Genomic DNA, 12815 nt, shown 5'->3' with positions numbered 1-12815 from the left:
AATTTGTAAACCCGTTTTTAGCTTCATTAATGAATGTACTAAAAACGATGGCTTCACTGGAGCTGAAGCCACAAAAACCTCGTGTGAAGAAAGATGAGATTGCACGTGGGGATGTATCAGGTTTAATAGGGATGGTTGGTCCGCAAAGCCGCGGTTCTATGTCTATTACCTTCGATGAGAGCCTTGCATTAGAAATCATGCAAAATATGCTTGGTGAGCGCCCGAACGGTCTTAATGATGAAGTCACCGACATGGTTGGTGAAATTACCAATATGGTCACTGGTGGTGCAAAACGAATTTTGGCAGAAAGTGGCTTTGATTTTGATATGGCTACACCAGTAGTAGTTTCAGGTAAAGGTCACACAATTCGTCATAAATGTGAAGGTTCAATCATTATCATGCCATTCTCATCTCAGTGGGGTAATGCCTTCATCGAAATCTGTTTCGAATAATCAGATTTCTCGCATTGATAAAAAGCTTCCTAATGGAAGCTTTTTTAGTTTCTAAGCGATAATCTCACGCTGTTTTAATGACTTTAGGCATTCTTCAACCAAGACATCAATCGGCTTGTCTCCAGCGGGTAAATCAATCTCTGGCTGAAGTGGCGCTTCATACTCAGAATCAATGCCAGTGAAATTAGGGATCTCTCCCGCACGCGCTTTTTTATAAAGCCCTTTAGGGTCTCGCTGCTCACACACTTCAAGTGAAGCGTTAACGAACACTTCGATAAACTCACCCTCTGGTAGTAAATCCCGCACGAGCTGACGTTCAGCACGATGAGGTGAGATAAACGCGGAAAGTACAATTAAGCCAGCATCAGCCATCAGCTTAGATAATTCACCAATACGACGTATGTTTTCACGGCGATCTTGCTCCGAAAACCCTAAGTCATTACATAGACCATGACGTACATTGTCTCCATCGAGCAAATAAGTATGGTAACCCTGCTCAGCGAGCTTATTCTCTAAAGCTCCAGCCACGGTTGATTTACCCGCACCAGATAACCCTGTAAACCATAAAACGGCTGGTTTTTGCTTTTTCAATTGAGCACGAAATTGCTTATCAACCGAATGTTGATGCCAAACGATGTTCTCATCCTTAGCTGGCGTATCCGTTGTCATAACATGATCCTTTTAATACGGGAAAAACTGGGGAATAAGTGCCAACACCAGCACCGAATATACGATTGATAATGGTATTCCCACTCGAATGTAATCAGTCAATTTGTAGTTACCTACGGTGTAAACCAATAAGTTAGTTTGATAGCCATAGGGGGAAATAAAACTCGCACTAGCACCAAAAAGTACCGCCATAATAAAAGGCATTGGATCCACGCCATAACCAATCGCCATACTGTAGCCAATAGGAAATGCTAACGCTGCTGCTGCATTATTGGTCACTAACTCAGTCAAAATGAGAGTTAGCAAATAAGTCGCCACTAACGCACCAAAAACACCCCAGCCGTTAAACGCCTCAATAAACATTTGTCCTAGTGCCATTGATAAGCCAGATGACAGCATCAACTGCGCTATCGATAAAGCAGAACCCACGATCACGACAATATCGACAGGAAATCGACGACGCAACTCTCCAAGTTGTACTACGCCAGTAAATAGAGCGATGGACAAAAATACAGATAGCCCTTTGATAAGCGGTACAATATCCAACAGTGCGAGTGCGATAACAGAGGCAAAGCCCACCAACACCATGGCTGATTTATTCGTATCAAGTCGAGCGCTGGAGTCCAAATCATTCATCAAGACGAACTCTTTACGATGTGCTTGGCGCTCTTCTTCAAAACGCTTACCTGGAACGAGAACCAATGTGTCTCCGGCATTTAACGTAATGCTACCTAAACCACCTTGCAGTCTTTCGTGACCTCTACGTATCGCCACAACAACCGCATCAAACCGATCACGAAAATGACTAGATTTGAGAGTCTTGTTACAGAAAGTCGCTGATGAGCTGACGACAACTTCCACCAAATTTTGGCCGTTCAAGTGATGCTGACCAAATAATGTCAAACCTTGGATTTCTTGTAATGTGGCTACACTTTCAATATCACCACAAAACAGCAGACGATCTCGCGCTTGTAAAACAAAATCAGGATCAACCGATGGCATGGTCTGCCCATCACGAATCACTTCCGCTAAAAACAGCTTTCTTAATGCTCGCAAGTTGTTTTCGCTGATACTCCGCCCGACCAACGGTGAGCCAGGCTCAACACGAGCTTCTAGAAAATAAGGTAATTCATCTTGGTTATGATCGTCGTAGTTTGGCAGAAGGTAACTCAGTGGAACTAAGATCAAAAGCCCACCAGCCAACACAGACAAACCGATCATTGTCGGAGTAAAAAAGCCTAAACTTGGCAGCCCCGCATCTTCCACAAAGCTATTAATGATCAAGTTTGTCGAAGTGCCGATCAACGTTAATGTTCCTCCCAAGATCGCCGCATACGAAAGTGGGATCAATAACTTGGAAGGAGCGTGCTGCTGGTTGCGTTTGATTGCTCCAATCAGAGACACAACTACCGCAGTATTATTAGTAAAAGAAGAGAGGAAAGCCGTCGAAATACCAAGTTTCGCTACAACTGTTCCTAAGCATCCAGTTGAGAGTGATCGGCTCACCCAACTAATTAGACGAGTCTTTTCTAGTGCTGCTGATGCTAAGATCAGCAGCACTAAAGTTAGCAAGGAAGAGTTGGTAAAATTAGTGGCAACTTCACCGACTTCAATCATTCCTGCAAGGAACGCAACAAATGCTGCGCCAGCAAATATGAAGCTCGGTTTAATTCGCGTTGTTAGCAAGCACGTAACAATGCCCAGTAACAATGCCAATACCAATCCCTGTTGCCACATAACACTTCCTTATCAGCTTACAAAACTACTTGAGTAGTTGGCTGATGTCTTTCGCTTCCCAGTGCGGGAAGTGTTTACGAATAAGCGCATTCAGTTCCACTTCAAATGCTGAAATATCACCCGCTTTTGCTTCTACTTGAGTCAAGCTCTCACGAACAAGACCAGCACCAACCGTTACGTTAGTTAAACGGTCAATCACGATAAAGCCACCGGTATCAGCACATGCTTGATATGCATCTAATGCGACTGATTCGGTCAACGTGAGCTCACACAAACCAATGCCGTTAAGCGGAAGCTCTGCGGCACTATGCGTTGATAGGTTGTTTATATCGTACTGGTGGCGAATGCCTTCCACACGACCAACGGTTTTCTTGCCAGCAATCTTAATATCGTATTCGCGACCAGGCTGAAGCGGCTGCTCTGTCATCCACACAATGTCGGCTAACAAATGGTTGCTTGATTCAACCTGTGCGTTTTCCAGCACAATCAAATCACCGCGGCTAATATCGATTTCATCTTCCAGTGTTAGAGTCACTGCAAGACCTGCTTGAGCCTGCTCTAGGTCACCATCAAACGTTACAATACTTGCAACTTTAGAGGTTTTACCGGATGGAAGCGCCTTGATGCTATCGCCGACTTTTACGCTACCAGAGGCAATCGTGCCAGCGAAGCCTCTAAAATCGAGGTTAGGACGGTTGACGTACTGAACAGGGAAACGAAAATCACCAGCTGCCTTATCTTTATCAACGTCGACAGTCTCTAGGAGATCAAGCAGAGTTGGCCCTTCAAACCAAGCCATTTTCGGGCTTGCTTCTACAACGTTATCGCCTTCTAGAGCTGATAGCGGAATGATCTGAATGTCTGTCTCACCCTGTAGATTCTTAGAAAACTCAAGATATTCATCACGAATTTCCTCAAAACGTTCTTGAGAATAATCCACAAGATCCATTTTGTTCACCGCAACAATAAAGTGCTTCAAACCAAGCAAGTTTGAGATAAACGAGTGACGACGCGTTTGATCCAACACCCCTTTACGAGCATCAATCAAGATCACCGCAAGATCACACGTAGAAGCACCGGTTGCCATGTTACGTGTGTACTGCTCGTGTCCTGGTGTATCAGCGATGATGAACTTACGCTTCTGCGTCGAGAAGTAACGGTACGCAACGTCAATTGTGATCCCCTGCTCTCGCTCCGCTTGCAGACCATCCACTAACAAAGCCAAGTCTGGGCGCTCACCCGTTGTACCAACACGTTGGCTATCATTGTGCACTGCCGCTAGCTGATCTTCATAAATCTGCTTTGAGTCATGGAGTAAGCGACCGATTAAAGTACTTTTGCCGTCATCTACCGATCCACACGTCAGGAATCTGAGTAGTGATTTATATTGATGCTGTGTCAGGTAACCTTCGATACCTAGCTCTTCTAATTGAGCTTCTACTGCGCTATTCATGTTTCTTTCCTTAGATCCTTAATTAGAAGTAGCCTTGGCGTTTTTTCAGTTCCATCGATCCAGACTGATCGTGGTCGATTGCGCGGCCTTGTCGCTCACTTGATGTCGCTACCAGCATCTCTTCGATGATGCCTGTTAAGGTATTGGCTTCAGATTCAATTGCACCAGTCAGCGGGTAACAGCCTAGTGTACGGAAGCGAACACTCTTCTCTTCGATCTTTTCGCCTGGTTCTAGCTTCATTCGATCATCATCAACCATGATCAGCATGCCATCACGCTCAACTACCGGACGCTTGTCAGCAAGGTAGAGAGGAACAATTTCGATGTTCTCCAGGTAGATGTATTGCCAGATATCTAGCTCAGTCCAGTTCGACAATGGGAAAACACGGATGCTTTCGCCTTTGTTGATCTGGCCATTGTATGTGCGCCATAGCTCAGGGCGCTGATTCTTCGGATCCCAGGTATGGTTCTTATCGCGGAACGAATAAACACGCTCTTTAGCTCGTGATTTCTCTTCGTCACGACGTGCTCCACCAAAAGCAGCATCAAAGCCATACTTGTTTAGCGCCTGTTTCAGACCCTGAGTCTTCATGATGTCGGTATGCTTTGAAGAACCATGGGTAAATGGGCTGCATCCCATCGCCAGACCTTCCGGGTTCTTATGCACCAAAAGCTCAAAACCATACTTCTCTGCTGTGCGATCACGGAACTTAATCATCTCTTTAAATTTCCAGTCCGTGTCTACATGCAATAAAGGAAATGGGATCTTGCCAGGGTAAAATGCTTTACGTGCAAGATGCAGCATTACCGATGAGTCTTTACCGATCGAGTACATCATCACAGGGTTATCAAACTCAGCAGCGACTTCACGGATGATATGAATACTCTCCGCTTCGAGTTGCTTGAGGTGGGTTAAACGTTCTTGGTCCATGTTAGTGCTTCCTTTGCGGCTCAATACGAGCTTCTGACTAATCAAATAATGAGTTATGCGAATTGGCGTTGCTGACTGTTAGGCTGTGGAGTGAACCAAGCCAGCTTGTCTGACAGTGACACCACTTCACCAATGACGATGAGAGACGGCGATTGCGCGCCTTTAGCAAGTTCAGCCAGTTGAGATAGCTGCCCTTTGAATATTCTTTGAGTTGCCTGAGTTCCACGCTCAATAATGGCGATTGGAGTTTCAGGGTTACGACCATGTTCAATCAATTGGCGCTCAATATAGTCAGACTTCATTAAGCCCATATAAATCACCAAAGTTTGATTGCCACGAGCGAGAGTCGACCAATCCATTTGGTCACTTTCTGCTTTCAAATGCCCTGTAATAAACATAGCAGATTGCGCATAATCACGATGCGTCAATGGAATACCCGCGTAAGCCGTTGCACCAGCTGCAGCAGTAATTCCTGGAATAACTTGGAAAGAGATGCCTGCATCAGCAAGAACTTCTAGCTCTTCGCCACCACGCCCAAAAATAAAGGGATCGCCACCTTTAATGCGAACTACGCGATAGCCTTGCTTAGCAAAATCGACGAGCAGCTGATTAGTTTTTTCTTGCGGAACACTATGATGGCCAGCGCGCTTGCCAACGCAAACCAAAATAGTATCGCTTGGAACAAGTGCCATAATCTCATCAGATACAAGGTAGTCATACAAAACCACATCGGCTTGCTGAAGAAATCGAATCGCTTTGAGAGTGAGTAACTCAACATCACCAGGGCCAGAGCCGACGAGTGCAACTTCCCCGTGAGCAAGAACACTTTGGCCAATAGTGTTGAGATTTGCTTGTTGAGTACGCTGAGTATGTTGATTGCTCAGAGGAAACTGAGAAACCGTATCCTTGCTCGCCATAATGTCACCCTTTCCTTGTTGATGATGGCATTATGGCTGCCAATACATATTACCTGAAATTCTAAAATTTCATTTTTTATATCAATTACTGATAAGGGCACCATTTGAGATGATGGTTATTTAATCAAATTTGAGAGATTGTCAGCAGAACACCATAAAGTATACGCTCTACATCACAGTTTGTTATTGGTTGAAATCATTGTTTCATTGCATTTTGTTACATTAAGCAACGTCCTAATTAACGCTATCGGAGCTTGAAAATGAAAGTAGCAGTGAAACCCCTTTCTATTGCTGTTTTAGGTGGAATGCTAACCATGGCTGGCCCAGCTATGGCAGATACGATCAAATTACGTATCGTAGAAACCACGGATATTCACACCAATGTCATGGACTATGACTACTACAAAGATAAACCGTCTCAAAAGATTGGTTTGACACGTACCGCTACTTTAGTAAAACAAGCTCGTGCCGAAGTGGAAAACAGCGTCTTAGTGGACAATGGTGACCTTATTCAAGGTAGCCCAATGGGCGATTACATGGCCGCTAAAGGCATCAAAGCTGGTGAAGTTCACCCAGTATACAAAGCGATGAACCAATTGAACTACGATGTGGGCAACATCGGTAACCACGAGTTCAACTACGGTCTAGAGTTCCTTGCTGAAACTATCAACGATGCTGACTTCCCATACATCAGCGCTAACGTGTTCGACAAGAAAACTGGCGAGCATTACTTCAAGCCATACATTATTAAGTCGCATACATTTAAAGATGTTGATGGCGAAGAACACCAAATCAAAGTGGGCTACATCGGTTTCGTTCCACCACAAATCATGGTGTGGGATAAGAAGAATCTAGAAGGCAAAGTCTTTGCCAAAGATATTAAAGAGACGGCTGAAGAGCTCGTTCCTCAAATGAAAGCTGAAGGTGCAAATGTTATCGTTGCGATCCCACACTCTGGTGTATCTTCAGACCCTCATAAAGTGGGCGCAGAAAACTCTACTTACTACCTATCTCAGGTAGAAGGCATCGATGCGATTGCATTTGGCCATTCACACGCAGTGTTCCCAGGCAAAGGTTTTGACAACATTCCTGGCGTTGACAACACAAACGGTACCATCAATGGCGTTGCAGCAGTTATGCCGGGCCGTTGGGGCAGCCATGTGGGTGTTATTGACCTTGAGCTAAAAGAGCAAGACGGCAAATGGACTGTTGTCAAAGGGCAAACTGAAGCTCGTCCTATCTATGACAAGAAAGCGAAAAAATCATTAGCAGAAGCAGATGCTGAGATGGTTAAAGCGCTTGAAGCTGACCACAAAGGTACTCGTGATTTCGTTAACCAACCAATTGGTAAAGCAAGCGACGTAATGTACAGCTTCCTAGCTCTAGTACAGGATGATCCAACGGTACAGATCGTTAACCTAGCTCAGAAAGATTACGTTGAGCGTTTCATTCAAGGCGACCCTGATCTCGCAGATATCCCAGTACTTTCTGCAGCAGCACCATTTAAGGCAGGCGGCCGTAAGAACGATCCTGCTAACTTCACTGAAGTAGAGTCAGGTCAGCTAACTTTCCGTAACGCAGCCGACCTTTACCTATACCCGAACACGCTTGTTGCGATGAAAGTGAGCGGTAAAGAAGTAAAAGAGTGGCTGGAATGTACTGCAGGTCAGTTCAAGCAGATTGACGTTAACAGCACTGAGCCTCAAAACCTGATTGACTGGGATGGTTTCCGTACCTATAACTTCGACGTGATTGACGGTCTGAACTACCAAATCGATGTGACTAAGCCTGCTAAGTACGATGGTGACTGCAAGCTAGTTAACGATGGCGCTGAGCGTATTGTTAATCTGACTTACCAAGGTAAGCCGATTGATATGAAGCAGGACTTCATCATTGCAACTAACAACTACCGTGCATACAGCAACAAGTTCCCTGGCACTGGCTCTGAGTTTGTTGCTTTCGATTCTCCAGATGAAAACCGTTCTGTTATCGCTTCTTACATCACTCGTGTAAGTAATGAGAAAGGCGAGTTCACACCAAGTGCAGACAACAACTGGACATTTGCACCAATCAATTCAGATAAGAAGTTAGATATCCGCTTTGAAACTTCACCAAGCGATAAAGCTGCAAAATTCATCGAAGAGAAAGGTCAGTACCCGATGAAACGCGTTGGCACTGATGATGTTGGCTTCGCTGTATACCAAATCGACTTACAAAAGTAAGTTAATCTAAACTCCTACTTAAGCCACGATGCCTATCGTGGCTTTTTTATTACTGACACATACGCAATATCAGGTAGACTCAAGGCACTTTGTACTCACTGGTGATACCTCATGCTTGATGACTTTAAACAGCAACTCACTCTGAGCGGATTTAGCGATATCGACTGTGAACAACTGCTCAAATCGGCTCAATTGATCGAACTGCCTACCCGTCATATATTGCTCCACCAAGGCGAGATCGCTCAAGAGATCCACTTCCTATTAGATGGGATCTGTCATTCCGCTTATCTCACAGATAAAGGGAAAGAATTCAGTAAAGAGTTCTACTGGGAGAATGATTGGATCATTGGATTTGAAAGTTTGATCAAGCAGCAAGGCTCCCCTTATCTACTGGAATCTTTGACCCCATGCACTTTGATCACTTTACCTATTGAAACACTGAGAGTCTGGCGTGAAGAAAAACATAGCATCTATCTCAAACTACTCGAAACGCAATTGATGCATAAAGAAAACAAGGAGCGCTTTATGCTGCTCTATTCACCAGAAGAGCGTTATGAGCTGTTTTGCGATAACTTTCCACATCTGCTTAATCGGCTAAATGATTATCAAGTTGCTGCCTATTTGGGGATAACCCCAATTAGCCTAAGTCGAATAAAAAAACGAACGCAAGTTAACAATTGTTAATGCTGAATAAAGCGGGTGTTGATAACGTCTAGCTATTGACCCATTCAGAACAGATTACAACATGGTTTCTTGGCAACGATTACCCTTTAACGAGCTGACAACCACTCAGCTTTATCAACTTTTAAAATTACGCATTGATGTCTTTGTAGTGGAGCAAACCTGCCCTTATCCTGAATTAGACGATAAAGATCATCAAGCAGGCGTCCACCACCTGCTTGGTTACCTCAATGATGATTTAGTCGCTTGCGCTCGGCTATTACCTGCTGGGATAAGCTACCCATCGGTCAGTATAGGTCGAGTCGCAACCTCGATGAAACATAGAGGAAATGGTTTAGGGCATGCGTTAATTCAGCAGGCAATCTCTAGCTGTGAAGATTTATGGCCAGGAAAGAGTATTGAGATTGGTGCGCAGGAACACCTTGCAGACTTCTATCAGAAACATGGCTTTGAGCGAACGTCTGAGATGTATTTGGAAGATGATATTCCCCACATTGACATGAAGCTCAGCAAATAGTGAAGGCCATGTCCGCCTATCATCTTGCGATTTTATTATTGGTTTTCGGCAACTTTACCGCTTCACTCTCTGATGTTGCGGTAAAGTTACTCGATGGTGAGGTGCCAACATTTCAATATGTACTACTCCGCCAATTGTTCTCATTGGCTCTGATTTTTCCACTATGGTTTAGGCAACAGCCAAGCGCTCGAAGGCTCTATTCTCCAGGTCTAAATGTACTTCGCGCGCATCTAATCTTAATCGGTAGCGCCTGTATGGTAATAGCGATCACTCACTTACCTTTAGCTACAGCGAATGCGGTCTTCTACGCCGCCCCTCTACTTATGCTGTCATTATCCATACTCCTACTTAAGGAAACGCCATCAGCACCTAAGATTATCGCCAGTTTGGTGGGATTTCTCGGGGTTCTTGTGGTGCTGCGGCCATCGGAGTTTCATTGGGCGGCAGTGTTTGCACTGGGTACCGCTATGACTCTGGCACTGTTTAATGTCACCGCACGCAAGCTTCCTACTCAACAAACGGTGATCAGCACTTTATTCTGGACAACCCTACTCTCATTGCCTGCCGCAAGTGTATTAGCCATTTCAGTATGGGAGCCGTTGAACTCTAAAGGTTTACTATTGATACTTGCTAGTGCTAGTTTGATCTTGGCTTACAACGGTGTCGCAGTCGCAGCCTACAAAAAAGCGCCAGCAGGGAATATTGCGGTTGCAGAAAACTCAGGATTATTGTTTGTCACTCTGTTTGGAATCGTGTGGTTTAACGAAGTGCCAGACTGGTTAACTGTTGTAGGGATAATAATGATAGTCGTGCCGCTGATCCCTTGGAAAAACCTCAAGCTAACCAAGCGGCACAGAATAGAATTAGACAAATAATCAGTTCAATAAAGTAAGCAACTACTTACTTCGACCAAAACCGCCATCAGACAGACGGAAAAACATCACAGATTGATCTTTCTTCTCAAGTTGCAGGATATCGAGTTGCCCTTCATCTGTCAGTTTAAAGCGCACTAATTGCCCCTGCTTGATATAGCTAAGCGGCTTATCAGTTCCTTCAACTTTGACCAATGCATTAAGGTCTGACATAGCTAAGTTATTGCTGCGAAAAACTTGGGCGAGAGTATCGCCGCTTTTGACCTCATACTCTTTCCAGTCATTCGACGCTAATTGCTGTTGGCGAGCGTTCTTTTGTTCACTCAACCCTGTCGTATTAATATCGATTTCAACGCGCTGCGGAGCAGTTGCAGCTTCGTCTGGCTTCGATTCAGGGAAAGGGATCAAAATCAGCAGTAATACAACGGGAACTATAACTATTAGAGCTCGTTGATGCAGTTTTGGTAGACCAGACCAGCCAGTGGTCAATGTATCTTTCATCGCGAGCCAATCTATTGAAGAGCACTTTTCCTTCAATAGCTCAATATAATTCACAGAGGGTTGCTTCTTTTTCTTCCTGCGATTCATCGCGTCGTATCTCCAAACGGGCTTCAATCCAAGTATAAAAACCAAGCGCACATGAGTATAGGAAATTTCACTCTTCTCGGTTATCGATAGGTCAAATTTTTCTATGTGATTAATGAAAGTCGATCTAAATCGCACAATCTTACCAGGTAGACACTATCTCAAGGGGAACATTTCATCGTATCGCTATAACTGGTATCCTAACGCCTTTAACACAAACCATACAAAGAGAGACACTATGTCTGAAGTAAAATTTGAGACTGTAGAGCAAAAAGCAAGCTACGGTATCGGTCTACAGATGGGTCAGCAACTAGCAGGTTCTGGTCTTGAAGGTCTTAACGTTGACGCTATCGCTGCAGGTATCGCAACTGCACTAGTTGGCGACATGCCAGCAATCGAAATTGATGAAATCAACGGTGCACTTCAAGAGCTACACACTCGTGCAGAATCAGCACGTCAAGAAGCGGCTAAAGCAGCTGCGGCTGACGGTGAAGCGTTCCTAAAAGACAACGCTCTACGCCCAGAAGTAACGGTTCTAGAGTCTGGTCTACAGTACGAAATCCTTACTGAAGGTACTGGTGAAATCCCAACTTCTGACAAGCAAGTTCGCGTTCATTACCACGGTGAACTAACAGACGGTACTGTATTCGATAGCTCAGTATCTCGCGGCCAACCAGCTGAATTCCCAGTAACTGGCGTAATCAAAGGCTGGGTTGAAGCACTTCAACTAATGCCTGTTGGCTCTAAGTGGAAACTATACATTCCTCAAGACCTAGCTTACGGCGAACGTGGCGCAGGTGCAGCGATTCCTCCTTTCGCAGCATTAGTATTCGAAGTTGAGCTACTAGACATCCTATAATTAGGACTTTTAGCAAATCTATTAACGGCGGCACATTGTGCCGCCGTTTTTTTTAGATAATACTGGGACAAATTCGGTACTAGAATAGCCGATCGTAATAAATAAGGAGATGTTATGTATAAGAAAATCGCTATCGCAGCACTGATGAGTGTCGCGCTTTTAGGATGTCAAAGTACTTCCAAAGATAGCCAAGCGAGTAATGACAGTGGTTATAGTGAGATTGCTAATGCCGCGCTTATGGGCGCAGTTCAAGCATGGTCCAAGCAAGGAGCAGCAGATACAGATTTAGTAGCTGCAATTCAAAACAGCGCTAACGTTTCTTCAGAGCAAGCAATTGGTGGTATGGGATCGCTATTAGCATTAGCCCAGAACTCTCTAGGCAGTAGTGAAACCTCTGAGTTAGCCGGTTTAATCCCAGGTTTTGACTCTCTACAATCAAGTGGGCTTTCTGCTTTAATCGCAAACAATGAGACTGTAAAAAGCGCATTTTCAGCACTAGGGATGGACCCATCACTTATTTCGACGTTCACGCCAATTCTATTAAGTGCTCTACAGAGTCAAGGAGCAAGCGCAGGCCTGTTAGATAGCCTAAGCTCGGTCTGGAAGTAAGTGATAATTTTGGATGGCTGGTGTGATTGCATCGGCCATATTCATATCAGCCTTAGGCGCGAGACTTTCAGATATCGAGCGGCTTAGTCGACAAGCTGATTGCTAATGGATCTCGATAATCCCTATTCTAAACTGAGCAACCGATTCGATGTCTTTTACATCCTATTTAGAAGGGAGACTCAACAAGATTTTATTTCTTAATCTGTAGATGCAAAAAAGCCGAGCTAATGCTCGGCTTTTTCGTTCTTACGAACCTGATTACTCAGCAGCTTCTTCAGCAGCTGGGCGATCTACAAGCTCAATGTAAGCCA

General features: G+C 44.5%; 13 protein-coding genes. 7 read left to right on the top strand and 6 right to left on the bottom strand.

All coding sequences use genetic code 11. The features are described 5' to 3' along the window. A partial coding sequence (locus AC4MRV_RS20200; RefSeq protein WP_491189100.1) for a chemotaxis protein CheX occupies nt 1-452 on the top strand: 452 nt, incomplete at its 5' end. 51 nt (nt 453-503) lie between these two features. Here the strand turns inward: AC4MRV_RS20200 and cysC are convergent. From cysC to cobA, 5 genes are read right to left on the bottom strand one after another with little or no spacing between them, the layout of a single operon-like run. Then, nucleotides 504-1121, bottom strand: coding sequence for an adenylyl-sulfate kinase (gene cysC, locus AC4MRV_RS20195; RefSeq protein WP_491189099.1), 618 nt, complete (start codon nt 1119-1121; stop codon nt 504-506). Between the two features lie 12 nt (nt 1122-1133). Further along, nucleotides 1134-2858 carry an SLC13 family permease gene (locus AC4MRV_RS20190; RefSeq protein WP_491189098.1) on the bottom strand — a complete coding sequence of 575 codons (1725 nt, stop codon included), beginning with the start codon at nt 2856-2858 and terminating at the stop codon, nt 1134-1136. Nucleotides 2859-2883: 25 nt separating this feature from the next. Further along, on the bottom strand, nt 2884-4311 hold the full coding sequence (gene cysN, locus AC4MRV_RS20185; protein ID WP_491189097.1) for a sulfate adenylyltransferase subunit CysN: 1428 nt from the start codon (nt 4309-4311) through the stop codon (nt 2884-2886). A gap of 22 nt (nt 4312-4333) precedes the next feature. Next, nucleotides 4334-5266, bottom strand: a complete 933-nt coding sequence (gene cysD, locus AC4MRV_RS20180; RefSeq protein ID WP_275658759.1) for a sulfate adenylyltransferase subunit CysD — start codon at nt 5264-5266, stop codon at nt 4334-4336. 29 nt (nt 5267-5295) lie between these two features. Beyond that, complete coding sequence (gene cobA / locus AC4MRV_RS20175) at nt 5296-6159, bottom strand: uroporphyrinogen-III C-methyltransferase (RefSeq protein WP_491189096.1); 864 nt, start codon at nt 6157-6159, stop codon at nt 5296-5298. A gap of 260 nt (nt 6160-6419) precedes the next feature. Here cobA and cpdB point away from each other — a divergent pair, with 260 nt between their 5' ends. From cpdB to AC4MRV_RS20155, 4 genes are all read left to right on the top strand, one after another. Further along, the gene (gene cpdB, locus AC4MRV_RS20170; RefSeq protein ID WP_491189095.1) at nt 6420-8381 is read left to right on the top strand and encodes a 2',3'-cyclic-nucleotide 2'-phosphodiesterase; all 1962 of its coding nucleotides are present in this window, start codon (nt 6420-6422) and stop codon (nt 8379-8381) included. A 111-nt stretch (nt 8382-8492) separates the two neighbouring features. After that, a complete protein-coding gene (locus AC4MRV_RS20165) occupies nt 8493-9065 on the top strand; it encodes a Crp/Fnr family transcriptional regulator (RefSeq protein WP_491189094.1) in 573 nt (190 codons plus the stop codon). Between the two features lie 61 nt (nt 9066-9126). Continuing rightward, complete coding sequence (locus AC4MRV_RS20160; protein WP_491189093.1) at nt 9127-9579, top strand: GNAT family N-acetyltransferase; 453 nt, start codon at nt 9127-9129, stop codon at nt 9577-9579. An 8-nt stretch (nt 9580-9587) separates the two neighbouring features. After that, entirely contained in the window at nt 9588-10454 is an 867-nt protein-coding gene (locus AC4MRV_RS20155; RefSeq protein ID WP_491189092.1) for a DMT family transporter, read from the top strand. 21 nt (nt 10455-10475) lie between these two features. Here the strand turns inward: AC4MRV_RS20155 and AC4MRV_RS20150 are convergent, their stop codons facing one another. Continuing rightward, complete coding sequence (locus AC4MRV_RS20150) at nt 10476-11039, bottom strand: LysM-like peptidoglycan-binding domain-containing protein (protein ID WP_491189091.1); 564 nt, start codon at nt 11037-11039, stop codon at nt 10476-10478. 235 nt (nt 11040-11274) lie between these two features. Between AC4MRV_RS20150 and bamJ the strand changes: the two genes are divergently transcribed. Next, nucleotides 11275-11895, top strand: a complete 621-nt coding sequence (bamJ, locus tag AC4MRV_RS20145; RefSeq protein WP_491189090.1) for a BamJ family beta-barrel-assembly machinery protein — start codon at nt 11275-11277, stop codon at nt 11893-11895. Nucleotides 11896-12009: 114 nt separating this feature from the next. Then, on the top strand, nt 12010-12504 hold the full coding sequence (locus tag AC4MRV_RS20140; RefSeq protein ID WP_491189089.1) for a DUF2780 domain-containing protein: 495 nt from the start codon (nt 12010-12012) through the stop codon (nt 12502-12504). The last annotated feature ends 311 nt before the right edge of the window (nt 12505-12815 follow it).

Source organism: Vibrio sp. (assembly GCF_984391705.1).
The sequence above is the reverse complement of the archived record's forward strand: the minus strand, read 5'-3'. Positions and strand labels throughout refer to the sequence as shown.

Bases quoted from the DNA above. Each gene is read 5' to 3' on its own strand.
- cpdB (WP_491189095.1), top strand. From the start codon at position 6,420: ATGAAAGTAGCAGTGAAACCCCTTTCTATTGCTGTTTTAGGTGGAATG.
- AC4MRV_RS20165 (WP_491189094.1), top strand. From the start codon at position 8,493: ATGCTTGATGACTTTAAACAGCAACTCACTCTGAGCGGATTTAGCGAT.
- AC4MRV_RS20190 (WP_491189098.1), bottom strand. From the start codon at position 2,858: ATGTGGCAACAGGGATTGGTATTGGCATTGTTACTGGGCATTGTTACG.
- cysC (WP_491189099.1), bottom strand. From the start codon at position 1,121: ATGACAACGGATACGCCAGCTAAGGATGAGAACATCGTTTGGCATCAA.
- AC4MRV_RS20160 (WP_491189093.1), top strand. From the start codon at position 9,127: ATGGTTTCTTGGCAACGATTACCCTTTAACGAGCTGACAACCACTCAG.
- AC4MRV_RS20155 (WP_491189092.1), top strand. From the start codon at position 9,588: ATGTCCGCCTATCATCTTGCGATTTTATTATTGGTTTTCGGCAACTTT.
- AC4MRV_RS20140 (WP_491189089.1), top strand. From the start codon at position 12,010: ATGTATAAGAAAATCGCTATCGCAGCACTGATGAGTGTCGCGCTTTTA.
- bamJ (WP_491189090.1), top strand. From the start codon at position 11,275: ATGTCTGAAGTAAAATTTGAGACTGTAGAGCAAAAAGCAAGCTACGGT.
- AC4MRV_RS20150 (WP_491189091.1), bottom strand. From the start codon at position 11,039: ATGAATCGCAGGAAGAAAAAGAAGCAACCCTCTGTGAATTATATTGAG.
- cysN (WP_491189097.1), bottom strand. From the start codon at position 4,311: ATGAATAGCGCAGTAGAAGCTCAATTAGAAGAGCTAGGTATCGAAGGT.
- cobA (WP_491189096.1), bottom strand. From the start codon at position 6,159: ATGGCGAGCAAGGATACGGTTTCTCAGTTTCCTCTGAGCAATCAACAT.